Source organism: Stappia sp. BW2 (assembly GCF_008107695.1).
Lineage (GTDB): Bacteria > Pseudomonadota > Alphaproteobacteria > Rhizobiales > Stappiaceae > Roseibium.
Window position 1 is genome coordinate 42494 of the sequence record NZ_VIRG01000052.1, and the last position, 15792, is coordinate 58285.

The following is a 15792-nucleotide window of genomic DNA, read 5'->3' on the forward strand; positions in this document are numbered from 1 at the left end:
CTTCTCGCTGCGCTGCGAAAAGCCTTTTAAATACAATTCGTTATGTGAAATGGGAAAAAGCTCAGAGCTTGAGCAATTGCTCAGCAGTCGTCTCGTTTGTGATCAGGCAATTCACAAATTTGCCGTTCAAGGCCCCCAGCATGGCAGGCACCTTGCCGTCGCCTGCCGCGATCCCGTAAACCGGTTTTTCCCCCGCCGGAAGCAGAGGAGCACTGGCCACAAGGTCGTTGGTAAGTCCTTCGACAAGCGCGCCTTTCCGGTCGTAGACCCAGCTCGTGATCTCGCCGATGGCGCCGGCTTTTTCCAGGGCGCGCATTTCGTCGTGGCTGACGAATCCATCAACCGTCAGCGGTGCGGTCGGACCCATGTTGCCGATGCCGACGAAGGTGACGTCCGCCTGACGGATGAGATCGAGGATATTGTGCACCGCTTCCTGATTGTGCAGGAGCTGCAGCTCCTCGCGGGAGCGGGCGAACACGGGCAGGGGCATCGGGTAGTGCCGGGCATTGATACGGTCGGCGAGCCGGATGATGACGTTGTAGGCCGAGGCCGAGCCGTCCGACATCATGTTGCCCAGAAGCGAGACGATGCGGTGCTGCGGACAGTCCATCAGCGGCAGCTGGTCGACCGAGGCACGCAGCGCGCGCCCTGTTCCGTAGGCGATGATCTTCGGTGTCTGGGAGCGAAACTGACGCTCCATCTCGGCTGCCGCCGCCAGCGCAATGCCGACTGTGGAGGACGGGGCGTCAGGGTCACTGGGAACGACTTCGCAGCTCTGCAGGCCGAAACGGTCGGTCAGGCGGCTGCTCAATTCCATACAATGGGCAATCGGATGATCGAGCCGCACCTTGATCAGCCGCTCGCTGACGGCAAGCGAGACCAGCCGCTGCGCCGATTGCCGGGAAACGCCAAGCTTGCGGGCGATTTCGTCCTGGGTGTTGCCGGCAACATAGTATAACCAGCCGGCGCGGGCGGCATCATCGAGACGTGATGCCTCGGCAGGAATTTTATGTTTCATTTCAGGTGCCGTTCTTCTTCAGATCCGGCCTAAGCTGAAAGAATTCGCCGAAAGATGCAAACAGTTGCGCGGCACCAGCCCCGGCGTCGGGGGAATTCGCGAGGCCTGTCAGGTGTGATCCGCCAATGAAACGATAGACTTCCATACCGGCGGCCAGCCCGGCCTTTATGCCGTTTTCGCTGTCCTCGATCACCAGGCAGCGCTCGGGCGAAACGCCATGTTTTTTCGCCGCCAGAAGGAACAGGTCCGGTGCGGGCTTGCCGTGGGCAACCTCGGAGGCCGTCGTGGTGCGCCCGGCAAACAGGTCCGTCAGCCCGGTGATTTCCAGCGACTTGGCAAGCCGCGGCGGACTGGAACTGGTGGCAAGGCAATAGTTCACGGCAAGACCCTCGATCACTTGCCGCACACCCTTGACCGGCCGGAGCTCCGTTTCAAAGGCGCTGAGAAGATTGGCCCGGTAAGCGGTTTCGAATTCCGGCGGCAAGTCGACGCCGAATTCCTGGCGGATCTGCTGCAGGACAACCGGATAGCTTCGGCCCAGGAAATGGTGAGCGACATAGTCCATGGTGATATGAACATTGCGCGTCGCAAGCTCCGCCACCAGCATGCGCGCACTGATGACCTCGCTGTCGATGAGGACACCGTCACAGTCGAAGATGACAAGGTCGATTGGCTGATTCAAGCTCGGGGTTCCTGGCTTACGATTGTTTTTGGTGTCTAGAAGCAAGTCCCCCTCATCCTGAGGAGGACCGTCAGGTCCGTCTCGAAGGATGGGCAGCACACTCGGGAGCAAGCGGCCCATCCTTCGAGACAGCGCTGTCGCGCTTCCTCAGGATGAGGAGGGGCATTGGAAAGTGCATTGATCCTGCACGCCGTCGCGGCCGCGTCAACCGAACCAGCGCTTCAGCCAGCGGCGGAACCCGCTTGTGGCTTCGCTCGCACGGCGGTGGGCGCTGGCGCGGGCCTGTTCGGCGCTGTCGCCGACGTCGTCCATGAAGTCGTCGATACCGTCGACCACAGGGTCGATCCGCCTTTTCTTGAAGGCATTGACGGTCTTGATGATCAGGTAGGCCAGGACCACCAGCACCAGAATGAACAGGATGTTGAACCAGGGGATCAGGAACACATCCGGCCCGGAGACGACCTCGATGCTGATCGCATTGGGAAAGATCGTGAACAGTTCCACCCGCCAGCCGTAATGGGTGACGGCGATCCAGACATCGTCGCTTTTCTTGGCCAGATCCTGTGCCTGGGCGGTTATGTTGCTGCTGTCGAACTTGAAATAGGGCGGCCAGCCCCAGTCGGTGTCCTCGTTGCGGTAGACCCTCGGCTTGCCATTGGGCCAGACCGTGTTGATGAAGCGGACGTCCCTGGTCCAGTTCTGGTTGGTGCCCGCGTCGGGGGCTGCCCAGAACAGGGAGGAGGAGCCGATGTCCATGCGTTTGACGTCAGTGCCGACAATCCGCACGACGTCGCGGCCGGGCAGCGTGTAATGGAGGAAAGCGACAAGGATCAGCAGGAGCGGAATGCCGATTATCCATTTGATCCATTTCATCGTGCGCCGTCCTCACCGTCTCGTTCCCCGGGGATTGCGCCCCACGGACCCATGTTCCTGCCAAAGCCGTAATCGGCCTGGTCTTCCTCCGCCATGCCGGCCTCCGGCCCGAAGAGTTCCAGCCGGGTGCCGACCTTGTCGACCATATATTCTTCCGCCAGGAACTGGGCTGCATAGTCCTTCTTGGACTCGCCCCAGGTGCGGTACTGGTCGTAGAAAGCGTCCTTGTGACAAATGAAAAGCTGGCGGAAGTCAAGCGGTGTCAGCTCGGACAGCAGCATGTTGACGAGGTTCTTGTCGCGGTGATTGCGTGAGCGCAGCAGGTAGAAGTAAGCCGCGTTTTCCGGTTCGACCCAAAGTTTTTCGGGTTTCAGGTCCAGCCTCTGCACGATCTCGTTGAGCGCATGATATTCGGCCGGAAGCTGCTGGTGATATTTGCGCCTGAGCGCGCGCAGATCGCGCCGCGAGACATCCGACAGGTCCTCGCCATGGCTGGCAGCTGTGTCGATGACGATGAAGTCGAGCTTCTGTTTCAGAAGGCTCCTGGCAACGCCGCCGCCTGCGTCGAGGATCGGTTCCACCAGCTGGTTGCGGTTGAGGAAATCGGCGACTTCATGCCGGTCTTCCAGGCTGAAGACATGTTTCACCGGCAGGTCGATGACAGCTTCCGTTAGCTTGGAGGCAATGCACGCGGTTTCCTTCACATCGCGGAAGACATACAGCCCGCCAAAGTGCGACGTGTAGAAGTTGCCCTGCTCATAGCTTTTCGAACCGATCGACAACGGGGTGCGGATGATGTCGCCGGTTTGCTTGGAAAGCTCGATCATCTCCGCAATCAGGACATCGTCCCACCAGGCATCCGGCTCGCTCATGAAGGCGTCGATCTTGTCGGCCAGTTCCTCGCCCGCTTCCGAATGCCCGCCAACAGTATCGGCTTCCACCTCGATGGCGCGGATATAGAAAAGGTCCTGCGGCGAGGAAATGGAATAGATCGAGTTGACCAGTTCGCCGACCACACAATCGCGGATCGACAGGGCAAAGAGCTGCTCCTCGTTGTCATCGATGAAGCGTCTCAGGATCGAACGGGATGTCGAGAACCTGGCGTTCAGCAGCGGTCCTGTCTTCTGTTCGATCGACAGCAGGATGAATTGCCGGTTGCAGCCATGCGGATTGAGGTAATGAATATCGTCCAGCTCATCGCCGATCTCGGGTGAGTATCCGGAGATGTCGATGTGAAAGGCCTCAAGTGCCGTCCGTTTGCCGGTCAGATGTTCCAGCGCACGGTTGTAACGGGCCACCATGGACGGTGCGGACACCTCATAGAGGTTGCCGAACATCAGGTGATGTTTGACGAGCCTCATCATGGGCGTTTGATTTCCATATACCGGCGCTTGGCTTCTTCCATGCGCTGCATTTCACGCACAGCGTTTTCGATGGCGACTTCGTCGGACTTGTCCGCGTAGCGGAATTCGCTGTCCGCGTAACGGTTGATTTCCTGAATGACCATGTCGACGGTGATCGGCTGTGCCAGTTCGGCGATCATCGCCTTCTTGGTGTCGTAGTCCTTGAACAGGAACAGTTCCGGATCTTCCATCCATTCGTCGGGCAGTTCGAAATCCATCGCCCGCACCTTCACCGCGTCGGTGATGTTTTTGATCGCGCGGCCGGTAAAGCGTTCGTCCGCCTGCTGGATGGCCTTCAGATAGGTGCCGAGCTTGGCGATCGTGTCCAGGTCGCCGGTTTCCGCCTGCACCGCTTCGAACACCTTGAGCAGTGCGTCTTCCTGCGGCCGGGAATGACGGTCGTAGGAGGCGGCAACGGCTTTCTTCAGGGCCTGGGCTTCGAAAAGGTCATGGTCGCCAACCGGGATCGAGTGGTTCTTGCCCATCAGCAGATGCAGGATGTCGATGTAGTCCTCTCGGCTCTTCGGGCCATCGACCAGAAAGCGGGCGCCGGCGCGCTGGCGCAGGGCATCGTCGACGTTTTCCGGATAGTTGGAGAACATGCCGAACGTGCAGTTGCCGCGCACCACGGTGTTGGCACCGGCAAAGCTTTCCATCAGAACGGCGGTGATTTCCAACTGGCCGGCAGACGACTGGCGGTCGCCGCGTTTGCCAGCAAGCTGGTCGATGTCGTCGATGGTGCCAAAGCCGATCACATTCGGGTCGGTCACGTTGCGGATGAAGGCCTTGGCGTTCTGGGCCGACTTGCCCTGATAGCTGTCGATGCTCTCGGTGGAGAGGTTCTGGTAGCGGAAGGGATAACCGGCGACCTGACAATAGTCGTTGACCATGCCGGCCATCATCTGGATCAGCGTGGTCTTGCCGGTGCCCGGCTTGCCGTCGCCCATGAAGGTGAAGATGAAGCCGCCAAGTTCCGCGAACGGGTTGAGCTTGCGGTCGAAATCATAGGCCATCAGCATCTTGGCAAGCTTCATCGCCTGGTATTTGGCGATGTGGTTGCCGACGACTTCTTCCGGCTTCTTGAACGCCATGGCGAGCGTCGTGGAGTGCGCGCGCCCCGAGGGCGTAAAGCCGGTGATCTCGAAATTGTCCGCTTCCACCCGGTAGCGGCTTTCGGAGAAGGGCTGCAACACGCTGACGCCTTCCGCGCGCAGCGTTACCTTTTCCATCAGCTGTTCGCAGAAGGAGGTGACGAGACTGATAAGCTGGGCGTCGGTTCCAATCGCGGCCGCGGCGATCTCCTGATCCAGTTCCCAGAGAATGCCATGAAGCGCAAGCTGGTCGTTGTCGAAGAGGATTTCCTCGACCTCGCCGCACTGGATGTCGGTTTCCCCCGCTTCGGCAGACAGGCCGGACAGGAGGAAATCCGTCATGTTGGCAAAGACATGTAGGGCGATCATGGCGGTTGCCGACAACAGGTCCTGGAACCGCGTCTTCTGCGAGGCGTCCAGCGTTCCGGCAAGGTTGGCGCGTTTCAGCTCGGCAAGGCCGCTTTGCTCGGCAAACTGGTCGGCGGTTACCTGGGCCACGGCCAGTGCCCGGCGCAGGGACCGCAGGACACTGGCCTGCAGCGGTGTGGTCAGGGCGTCGTCGTCACACTCCAGAATGCGGGTCGAAAGCTGAACGCCTTCCGGGCGGGCGGTGGAGCGTGTGACGAGGCCGGGTGTCGTGGAGCGGAACCGCCGGCGCGCGCCAAGGCCGGGAGAGCGCTCCTGGGCAACGGGCGCTTCAGATTTCCTGGCGATGCGGGGCGTGTGGTCAAAGCCCTGCAGCATCGTTTCAGCAAAGACATATTTCTCGCGGATCTTGTCTTCTTTCAGTTCCATGAGATCGTTGGAAAGGGTCACGCGGAAAACCTATTTGTAACTGAGGATCTTGCCCGAAGGGCTGACGGCATACTTGCGGATATTGGCAAAGCCTGGCGGGTTGCGCTCTTCCAGAACCTGATAGGGGCGCTGGGGCAGGATGAGCGAGCGCTGCTGGTGGGTGTGGCCCGCCACGTCCTGTGACACGGGGCTCTGGGCCGACAGCGGATCGAGCTGGTAGACCTGCCGTTCGACGGACGAGAAAAACCCGGCGGCTTCGAACTCGGAGCCGGAGGCAACCAGCGTTTCGGTCGTCCAGGCAAGTGCCCAGTCCTCGCCCGGCCGGCCGGCAACTTCGGCCAGCACGTCGCGCAAGGGGCCGGACTGCTGGGTGAACGCGTGGCTGTACATGGGGCCAAGAAAGAACCGGCGCAGGCGCTTGGGATGGAGGTCGTCGAAGTCACGGTCGAAACCGCGGGCAATCGTCACCAGCTTTAGGGAAGCGGCGGATTGCGCGGTCAGATGGCTCTGGACGCGCGGCCACCGGCGCTCGTCCTTGGCCAACGGCCACTTGCCGCTGTCTTCCAGGTCGAGAATATAGATCAGCGGAATATTTTGCTGGCTGTCATAAACCGCCCAGTGCAGCCGGTACAGACGCCGGTTGTCGGCGACGTTGCCCATCCAGGCCAGACGCGGGTCGTTGCGCGCCCAGAACAGCGTGCCCTTGGCAAGCTCTTCGTAATACTGGCGCTGCGACGCCGCGAATTGCAGGTTGGTCGGCGAGGACTGCTCGCGCAGGATATGGTTGACCATTTCCAGCTTCAGCTCACGCATCGTTGGCAGCGAGCGCAAATGCTTGTCCGCCTGCATGGCATCGTTGGCCATCTGCAGCAGCTCCTGATAGATCGGGAAGCCGCTGTCCTGACGGTCGATGTTCAGGAGTGAGGGCAGCATGTCAGAGACACGGCCCGCCAGCAGGTATTTGTAGGAAAGCGCTGTGAAGGTTCCCGACAGCGCTTCCAGATATTCCTTCAGAACCGGAATTTCCGTGGGAAGCGCCGTGTTCTCGTTGATGACGCTTTCCGCGACACCCTGCAAGTGCGAGATGATCCGCTCGAACTTGGCAAAGTAGCGCCGTGTTTCATGCGCTTCTTCCAGGGTTCTGTGGTCCAGGGTCAGATCCACCGTTCAGACCCTCAGGCCCCGTACGTGTTCTTGTCGTGTTTCTCGACGATCTGCTGGAACCGGCGTGCGAAGCGCTCGTCGGACTTGGCCTTTTCTTCCAGCACCTTGCGGGCGAACACCATGTGGTCCTCGTGGGCTTCCATCATGTCGGCCATGCGCTGGTTGGTTGCCGAGCCGATGGCAGCCATGGCGGACTGGGCTTCCTTGTCGGTGGCCACGCCGATCTCGTTGATCTTGTGGGCGATGTCCTGTTGCTGCGCCGTCTTGAGCGACTTCACAAGGGCATCGTAAAGCACGACGCGCTGCTTGGTGTCCGTCTGCAGCTTGTTGATCAGCACCATCTGGGTGGCCGCCTGGTTCTGCAGGCTGTCGACCCAGGTCTTGCCCTTTTCGATGTAGCGTTCCAGCGTCTGGCTTTCGGCAAGCTTGACCTGTTCTTCCTGGGCAAGGCGGTTGTATTCGGCGTTCATCTCGGCAAGCTGGCTTTCCAGCTTGGTGCGGGTGGCTGCGTCGGTTTCCATGGAGATCTTGTTTTCCAGGGCAATCACGTCCGGGTCCATCGCGATCAGCTTGGCCTTGATGTCTTCCAGCGTGCTGACGGTCTGTTCGCGCTGGTTCAGCGTCTCGCTGAGGTTGGCTTCCACGCGCTTGGAATGTTCGTTCAGCGTGTTGAGCTGTTCCTGTAGCAACTGGCCGATGACATTGGACTTGGAGATCAGGTCCTGCAGCTTGTCGTCGATGCTGGCGGAGCGCATGCGTTCCTGGCGGATGCTGTCGGAGCGCTGCTGGGAAAAGATGCCGATGAAGCTTTCCCATCCGGTCTTCGTGCGCATGGCATCGAAGTCCTTGGAGAAGGTTGCGGTGACATCATCGAGACCCATGATCAGCTCGGCGATATTGGCCCCCATGAGTTCGGTGTGCTTGTGCACATCGTCCAGAGACGCGTTCTCGATGTCGATTGAAATATCCTGGCCGGTGTTCAGTTTGGACTTTGCGGTTTCGATCTTCGAGGTCAGCTCGTCGATCTTCTGCCTTGCCGTGGCCACTTCCTTTTTTGATTTCTCAATCTGAGCGCTGAAATCCGCCATGTGCCTCTTCCGGATAAAATTTTTGTAATGTGGGTCTTATTTAGCAAGTCTGTGTGGAAATACAATTACAACGCGCTTGCCGAAACGTTATGGCTCCGGTTGCTTGCGGAGGCTGGACAGTCAGCGGTGACCGAGGCCTTCCCGGCCTGTCTGCCTGCCTTGAAACGGAAACGGGGTCGCTTGGCCCTGGCACTCCCGGCGAGACGGGGAGCGGGCAGGTCCATTCTTCGAACGCCTGAACGGCCAACAGCATGATATCGGTTGAGCCTGTCGCTCGGACCGCATGTGGTGATCCTCGACAATCCGGGCTGCGTGATACCGTAGAAAATGTCAGTGCTTTTCTTATCGGCAAGACGCGACAGTTCATTTTGCCTGCCTGACTTTTCTTTGCGGGATTTGGCAGGGTTGAGGATATCGGCGTTTTTTGTCCATTGTTCTTGTGGAGAGTCTTGCCTTTGGAAATGAGCCGTCACAAACTCCGGCAAGTTTTACAGGGTGTTGTGATGCTTTTGCGGCTGACCAGAATGTATAACTTTCGGAATGGCTGCGTGCATGCAAAGCTGACCATGGAGGGAATGAACTGACGTCAGAAATATAGCTTGAAAAAAGTTATGAAGTATAACTATTATAACTCATCATCTGATCGGAGGGAGGATTCCGGTCGGATCTTGAAGTTGATCGAACAGGGAGGAAACCAATGATCAACTTGCATAAGCAGTTTGCCAAACTGGCTGTGGCTGCGACTGTATCCGCAATTGCGCTTGCAGGCACCGCATCGACCACGCTGGCGCAGGAAGTCACACTGCGCCTGCACCAGTTTCTGCCGGCACAGGCCAATGTTCCCAAGAACGTGCTCGACCCCTGGGCCGACAAGATCGAAGCCGAATCCGATGGACGCATCAAGATCGAGCGCTATCCGGCCATGCAGCTTGGCGGCAAGCCGCCGGAGCTGATCGACCAGGTCGTCGATGGTGTCGTGGATATTGTCTGGACCGTTGCCGGTTATACGCCGGGCCGCTTCCCGCGCGCCGAGGTGTTTGAGCTTCCGTTCACGATGACGGATGCGGAGACCATGTCCCGCGCCTACTGGAAGCTTGCCGAAGAAACCATGATGGACGAGGACTTTGCGCGCTTCAAGCCGCTGGGCCTGTGGGTTCATGGTCCCGGCGTGATCCATTCCAGCAAGCCGATCGAAACCGTGTCCGATCTCAACGGCGTCAAGCTTCGAGCACCGACCCGTGTGACCAACAAGCTGTTTTCCAACCTCGGCGCAACGCCGATCGGCATGCCGGTTCCGGCCATTCCGGAAGCGCTCAGCAAGGGCGTGGTCGATGCAACGGTCATCCCGTGGGAGGTTGTCGGCGCGCTGAAGGTGAACGAGCTGGTCAAGAACCACACGGAGTTTCCGGGCAAGGCGCTCTATACCACGTCCTTCATCTTCGCGATGAACAAGGACAAGTATGACAGCCTGCCGGATGACCTGAAGGCCATTATCGACGCGAACTCCGGAGAGGAGTTCTCCGCATTTGCCGGCAAGCAGATGCAGTCGGACGATGCCGGCCCGCGTGCGGCTGCCGTGGAGATGGGTAACAACATCATCACGCTGACGGACGAGCAGGCTGCCGAATGGGAAGCCGCCGCACAGGGCTCCATTGACGAATGGTACGCCGAAATGGAGGCCAAGGGCATCGATGGCAAGGCGCTGAAGGCGCGTGCCGATGAGTTGATGGCCAACTGACCGTCATGAAGCAGTTCTCCGGAAACACAGTTTCCGGAGAACGTTCTTCGACAGGATACATGAAAAATGCTGCTCACTCTGGTGGAGCGTCTCGCGCGCTTCATGGCGATACTCGGCGGTCTGGTTCTGACGGCGCTGATCGGGCTGACCTGCGTCAGCGTGCTCGGCCGCGGGCTGAACACATTCGGTCATTCCGAGTTTCTGACCTCTTTGTCCGAAAGCGCCGCCAACGCGCTGATCGCGACCGGCGTCGGTCCGGTCTCCGGCGATTTTGAACTGGTCGAGGCGGGGATCAGCTTCACCATTTTCGCCTTTCTGCCGATCTGCCAGCTGAAGCGTGGACACGCCACCGTGGACGTTTTCGCCGGCAGCTTCCCTAACTGGCTGAACCGGGGCCTTGAAGTGCTCTGGGAGATTCTCCTCAGCTTGCTGGTCTTCCTGATCACCTGGCGGCTGTTCGTCGGTATGGAAGACAAGATGCGCTACAACGAAACCACCTTTTTGCTCCAGTTTCCGGTCTGGTGGGCCTTCGCGCTCAGCTTTGCCGCTGCTGCCGTTGCCTCCGTCGTCGCGCTCTATTGTGCGGTTGCCAAGGTGCTTGAACTGTTTACCGGCCGGCGTTTCACGCCCGATGCCGAGGGAGGGGTCCATTGAGCCTGCTTGAACTCGGCTATCTGTCGTTTCCCGTTCTTCTGCTGCTGATCTTCCTGCGCGCGCCCATCGGCCTTGCCATGATGATCTGCGGCCTGGGTGGTCTCTATCTTGCGACCGGCAGTCCCAACATCATTCTCGCCAAGCTGAAGTCGGAAACCTATTCGACCTTCTCCAGCTATTCGCTGACGATCATTCCGATGTTCCTGCTGATGGGGCAGTTCGCGACCCATTCAGGCATGTCATCGTCCCTGTTCAAGGCTGCCGAAAGCTGGCTCGGCCACCGCAAGGGCGGTGTCGCCATGGCGGCTGTCGGGGCCTGCGCAGGCTTCGGCGCGATCTGCGGATCGTCGCTGGCGACCGCCGCCACCATGAGCCGTGTCGCTCTGCCGGAACTGCGCCGCTATGGCTATTCCGGCGGTTTCTCGACGGCAACGCTGGCCGCCGGTGGAACGCTCGGCATTCTCATTCCGCCGTCGGTCATCCTGGTGATCTATGCCATCCTGACCGAGCAGAACATCGCCAAACTGTTCCTGGCCGCCTTCATTCCGGGCCTGCTGGCCGCCATCGGCTACATGATCACGATCTCCATCTATGTGCGGCTTCACCCCGGCTCCGCCGGAACGCGTGAACCGGTGCCCTATGCCGAGCGGATGCGTGCTCTGATGGACGTGTGGCCGGTTCTGCTGGTGTTCGGGCTTGTGGTCGGAGGCATTTACCTGGGCTGGTTCACGCCTACGGAAGGGGCTGCGGTCGGTGCTGCGGGAACGGGTGTCATCGCGCTCATCTCCGGCAACCTGACCTGGAAGATCTTTGTCGACAGCATGATCCAGACCGCGTTGAGCACGGCGATGATCTTCTTCATCGTGCTCGGCGCCGGGTTCTACAACAGCTTCCTCGCGCTCAGCCAGTTGCCGCAGGAACTTTCAGGCTGGGTCGTCGGCCAGGGCTTCAGCCCGCTGACGGTGTTGACGCTGATCCTGCTGTTCTATCTGGTCTTCGGCTGTCTCATGGACAGTCTGTCGATGATCCTGTTGACCATCCCGATCTTCTTCCCGGTGATCAGCGTGCTCGACTTCGGCATGAGCCCGGAACACGTCGCGATCTGGTTCGGCATCCTGGTGCTGATCGTTGTGGAGGTCGGGCTGATAACGCCGCCCGTTGGCATGAACCTGTTCATCATCAACGCGATGGACCGATCAACGCCGATGAAGGAGACCTACAAGGCCGTCCTCTGGTTCGTGACGTCCGACATCGTCCGCGTGATCCTGCTGGTCCTGTTTCCGTCAATCACCCTGTTCCTTCTGGCTGGTTAACCCCAGCCGGAAGGCGTGCGCCGTTTCGGTGTATCAAAATAGGTATGAGATATAACAATGATGACTAAAACCAATTCAGAGGCTGTGCCATGCTGATATCCGGACAAGCGGCGCTCATCACAGGGGGCGGCAGTGGACTTGGCGCTGCAACCGCACGCTATTTTGCAAGCCAGGGCGCGAAGGTCGCGATCCTTGATTTCGACATCGACCGGGCCCGCACTGTTGCGGAAGACATTGGCGGGATTGCCGTCCAGGCCGATGTCGGCAGCGAAGCGGCAGTCGCTGCCGCGCTCGACGAAGCGACTGAGCTGCTTGGCATGACGCCCCGCATCATCGTCAACTGCGCCGGCGTCGGTTTTGCTGCCCGTATTGTCGGCCGGGAAGGCAAGCTGTCCTTCGATACCTTTGAAAAGACGCTGAAGGTCAATCTCTTCGGCACGTTCAACGTCATGAGCCATGCCGCCAGGCGCCTCATGGACGAGGAGCCGCTGGAAACCGGCGAACGCGGCGTGATTGTCAACACCGCATCTGTTGCCTTCGAGGACGGGCAGCTTGGCCAGGCCGCCTATTCGGCGTCCAAGGGGGGCATCGCGGCCATGTGTCTGCCAGCGGCGCGGGAGTTCGCCCAGCACGGCATCCGCGTGATGACCATTGCGCCGGGCCTGTTCCGCACACCGATGATGGAAGGCCTGCCGGAAGAGGTCGCGGCCAAGATCACCGCCAACATTCCATTCCCGCCGCGCCTGGGTGAGCCGGAGGAATACGCCCTGCTTGCCGGTCACATCGTGACCAACCCGTTCCTGAACGGCACGACCATCCGCCTGGATGGCGCCGTACGTCTGCCGCCGCGCTGAGGAGACCCCCATGACAGAACCGATCCTGAAAATCGAGATTGCCGATAGCGTCGCGACCCTGACCATGAACCGTCCGGACAAGCGCAATGCCATGTGCGACGAGTTGCTGGCAGCCATCGACGGATTTTTCCTGGCCCCGCCTGCCGAGGTGAAGGCGGTGGTCATCACCGGCACGGCCGGGCATTTCTGCTCGGGCCTCGATCTTTCCGAGCACGTTGCCCGCGACGCGGAAGGCACCATGCGCCACTCGCGCGGCTGGCACCAGGTGATGGACCGGATCCAGTTCGGCGGTTTGCCGGTGGTCTCCGCCATGTTCGGGGCCGTCATTGGCGGCGGGCTGGAACTGGCCAGTGCCACCCATGTGCGTGTCGCCGAGCCGTCCGCCTTCTTCCAGTTGCCGGAAGGGCGCCGGGGCATCTTTGTCGGCGGTGGGGCCTCCGTGCGGGTCGGCCGTATTCTGGGGGCGGACCGGATGACCGAGATGATGCTGACCGGGCGCAAATACAGCGCGAGCGAAGGTCTTGCCCTTGGGCTTGCCCATTACACCGTCGAGGAGGGAGAGGCGTTGGCGAGAGCACAGGAGCTGGCTGCCCGGATCGCCTCCAATGCACCGCTCTCCAACTACATCATGATCCAGGCTCTGGCGCGGATTGAGGACATGTCCAAGACGGATGGTCTGTTCACCGAAAGCCTGTGCGCCGCCATCAGCCAAACCAGCCCGGATGCGCAGGAAGGCCTTGCCGCCTTCCTGGAAAAGCGCAATCCGACCTTCAGGTGACCTCATGAGGAAAACCGCGATGGAACCGGAGACAGAGACCGGAGTTGTGAACGTCAGCGACAGGTCCCTTCGCTCGCTCTACGGCTATCAGATGAAGCGGACGTTCAACGTCATTCAGTCGGACCTGAGCCGTACCCTGAAGCCGTTCGACCTGCGCATGCTGACCTACACCGCCCTTGTCCTGATTGTCGACAATTCGGGCCTGCGCCAGTCGCAATTGGCCGAGGCCATGGATATCGAACGGCCCAACCTGGTGGTGATTGTCGATGAACTGGAGCGGCGGGACCTGATCATCCGCGACCGGCTGCCGAGCGACCGCAGGGCCTATGCCCTGAAGCCGACGCTTGCCGGACGGCGGCTTTGCGAAAAGGCGATGGCCGCGGTCCTGGCACACGAGAAGATGCTGCTGGCGGGCATCAGCCCGGATGCATTGAAGGGGGCCACCAAGGTGATGCAGATGATCGAAAGCAACCGCCAACGGGAAGACTGACAAGACGTTTCGGGAGGAGACGATCATGAAGCGCACGAAAGAATTTTTGCGCCATTCGGTCGAGCGGGAAGACCGGCCGGATGGAACCATTTTGCTGCGGTCGACCTATCCGCTCGGCCCGGTGGCAGAGCGCACAGGCGACTGGCTGCATAAATGGGCCGAGGAGGCCCCGGAGCGGGTGTTCCTGGCCGAGCGCAGCGGAGCAGGCTGGCGGGAGGAGCGCTATGCCGGTGTTCTGGAAAAGGTGCGGGCGGTTGGCGCTGCGCTTCTGGCAAGGGGCATGGGAGCCGATACACCGATTCTGATCATGTCCGGCAACGGCGTCGATCACGGCATTCTTGCGCTTGCCGCGCAATACGTCGGGGTGCCGGTGGTGCCGGTGGCCGAGCAATATTCGCTCATCCACGGTGCCCATGGCCGGCTGCGCGAGGCGATCAACCTGATCAAGCCGAAAATGGCCTATGTGGTCGATGCCGACCAATATGGCGAAGCGTTGAACCTTGCAGAACTGGCACCGGTCGAGATCGTTGCCAGCAGGACAGGAAGCCGGAACGTCACTGCCTTCGAAGATCTTCTGAAGGGGGACGGCAGCGTTGATGTCGACGGCGCCTTTGCGGCTGTCACGCCGGATACGGTCGGCAAGATCCTGATGACCTCGGGTTCGACCTCCAGCCCGAAGGGCGTTCTGACCACACACCGGATGATGTGCGTCAACCAGGTGCAGCTGGCTGACTCCCTGCCGTTCCTGCGCAAACGTCCGCCGGTGATCGTTGACTGGCTGCCGTGGAACCACGTTTTTGGCGGCTCGCACAATTTCAACATGATGCTGGCCAATGGCGGCAGCTTCTATATCGACGACGGCAAGCCGGTGAAGGGCTTGTTCGAGCGCACGGTAGAGAACCTGAAGCTGAAGACCGGCACGCTGGTGTTCAACGTGCCGCTGGGGTTCGGCATGCTGCAGAAGGCGCTGGAGGCGGATGCGGATCTGCGCCGCCGCTTCTTCGAGGATCTGGACCTTGTCTTCTACGCCGGCGCGTCCCTGCCGCAGGAGGTCTGGTCCGGGTTCGAGCGCATGGCGATGGAGGTCAAGGGCGAGGTGCCGCTGATGACATCTTCCTGGGGGCTTACGGAAACCGCTCCCTCGGCCATGATGCAGCAGGAGCCGGCAGCGCATTCCGGCATCGTTGGTGTTCCGGTGAACGGGGTGACCGTCAAGCTGATCCCGGATGCGGACATGCGCTGCGAAGTCCGGGTGAAGGGCCCCAACATCATGCCGGGCTACTTCAACGATCCGGAAAAGACGGCTGCCGCCTTCGATGACGAAGGCTTCTTCATCACCGGGGATGCAATGCTGTTCGTCGATCCGGCAGACCCGAACAAGGGCATGCGCTTCGATGGACGGATATCGGAAGACTTCAAGCTGCAGTCCGGCACATGGGTGCGGGCAGCGCAGCTCAAGATCGACATGCTGTCCCGCCTCGCGCCGCTGGCCGCCGATCTGATCATCACCGGCGCCGACCGCAAGCAGATCGGCGTAATGATCTTCCCAAACATTGCGGAACTGAAACGGGAAGGGTTCGACCTGCAGGATGACAGCGGCGCTTTTCACTGTGGGCTGTTGCAGGGGGAACTGCACCGGCGGCTCAGTGCCCGTGCCCGCGAAATCAGCGGCAGCTCGACGCTGGTGTCCCGCGCCATCGTTCTGTCCGAGCCGGCCTCCATGCCGGAAGGCGAAATGACCGCCAAGGGCAATCTGAACATCCGCAAGGTTCTGGCACGCCGCGAGCGGCTGCTGGAACGACTTTACACCGACGATGACCCGGCTGTGGTCACACTCTGATTGAGGAGCGC

At 60.3% G+C, this 15792-nt stretch carries 14 protein-coding genes; 7 read left to right on the top strand and 7 right to left on the bottom strand.

Features of this window, described 5'->3' with window-relative positions; all coding sequences use genetic code 11:
• Window positions 1-61 precede the first annotated feature (61 nt).
• The 7 genes from FMN63_RS03825 to FMN63_RS03855 form a co-directional block, all read right to left on the bottom strand.
• On the bottom strand, window positions 62-1018 hold the full coding sequence (locus FMN63_RS03825; protein WP_148582627.1) for a sugar-binding transcriptional regulator: 957 nt from the start codon (window positions 1016-1018) through the stop codon (window positions 62-64).
• Between the two features lies 1 nt (window position 1019).
• Window positions 1020-1700 carry an HAD family hydrolase gene (locus FMN63_RS03830; protein WP_209000922.1) on the bottom strand — a complete coding sequence of 227 codons (681 nt, stop codon included), beginning with the start codon at window positions 1698-1700 and terminating at the stop codon, window positions 1020-1022.
• Window positions 1701-1904: 204 nt separating this feature from the next.
• Window positions 1905-2573: a DUF1523 family protein gene (locus FMN63_RS03835; protein ID WP_148582629.1), complete on the bottom strand. Its 669-nt coding sequence runs from the start codon at window positions 2571-2573 to the stop codon at window positions 1905-1907.
• Window positions 2570-3937, bottom strand: coding sequence for a DUF6638 family protein (locus tag FMN63_RS03840; protein ID WP_148582630.1), 1368 nt, complete (start codon window positions 3935-3937; stop codon window positions 2570-2572). Before FMN63_RS03840 ends, FMN63_RS03835 begins: the two co-directional genes overlap by 4 nt.
• Window positions 3934-5883, bottom strand: a complete 1950-nt coding sequence (locus FMN63_RS03845; RefSeq protein WP_148582631.1) for an AAA family ATPase — start codon at window positions 5881-5883, stop codon at window positions 3934-3936. The genes FMN63_RS03840 and FMN63_RS03845 overlap by 4 nt, the downstream gene beginning before the upstream one ends.
• 9 nt (window positions 5884-5892) lie before the next feature.
• Window positions 5893-7026: a hypothetical protein gene (locus FMN63_RS03850; protein WP_148582632.1), complete on the bottom strand. Its 1134-nt coding sequence runs from the start codon at window positions 7024-7026 to the stop codon at window positions 5893-5895.
• Window positions 7027-7037: 11 nt separating this feature from the next.
• Window positions 7038-8114, bottom strand: a complete 1077-nt coding sequence (locus FMN63_RS03855; protein WP_148582633.1) for a coiled-coil domain-containing protein — start codon at window positions 8112-8114, stop codon at window positions 7038-7040.
• A gap of 697 nt (window positions 8115-8811) precedes the next feature.
• Here FMN63_RS03855 and FMN63_RS03860 point away from each other — a divergent pair.
• The 7 genes from FMN63_RS03860 (at window position 8812) to FMN63_RS03890 (ending at window position 15781) form a co-directional block, all read left to right on the top strand.
• Entirely contained in the window at window positions 8812-9852 is a 1041-nt protein-coding gene (locus tag FMN63_RS03860) for a TRAP transporter substrate-binding protein (protein WP_148582634.1), read from the top strand.
• 66 nt (window positions 9853-9918) lie between these two features.
• A complete protein-coding gene (locus tag FMN63_RS03865; RefSeq protein WP_148582635.1) occupies window positions 9919-10506 on the top strand; it encodes a TRAP transporter small permease in 588 nt (195 codons plus the stop codon).
• Window positions 10503-11819, top strand: a complete 1317-nt coding sequence (locus FMN63_RS03870) for a TRAP transporter large permease (protein WP_148582636.1) — start codon at window positions 10503-10505, stop codon at window positions 11817-11819. Before FMN63_RS03865 ends, FMN63_RS03870 begins: the two co-directional genes overlap by 4 nt.
• 89 nt (window positions 11820-11908) lie before the next feature.
• Window positions 11909-12673, top strand: coding sequence for an SDR family NAD(P)-dependent oxidoreductase (locus FMN63_RS03875; protein WP_148582637.1), 765 nt, complete (start codon window positions 11909-11911; stop codon window positions 12671-12673).
• Window positions 12674-12683: 10 nt separating this feature from the next.
• Complete coding sequence (locus FMN63_RS03880; protein WP_148582638.1) at window positions 12684-13451, top strand: crotonase/enoyl-CoA hydratase family protein; 768 nt, start codon at window positions 12684-12686, stop codon at window positions 13449-13451.
• A gap of 19 nt (window positions 13452-13470) precedes the next feature.
• Window positions 13471-13941: a MarR family winged helix-turn-helix transcriptional regulator gene (locus FMN63_RS03885; RefSeq protein WP_209000923.1), complete on the top strand. Its 471-nt coding sequence runs from the start codon at window positions 13471-13473 to the stop codon at window positions 13939-13941.
• Window positions 13942-13966: 25 nt separating this feature from the next.
• Entirely contained in the window at window positions 13967-15781 is a 1815-nt protein-coding gene (locus tag FMN63_RS03890; RefSeq protein ID WP_148582640.1) for a feruloyl-CoA synthase, read from the top strand.
• Window positions 15782-15792: the final 11 nt, after the last annotated feature.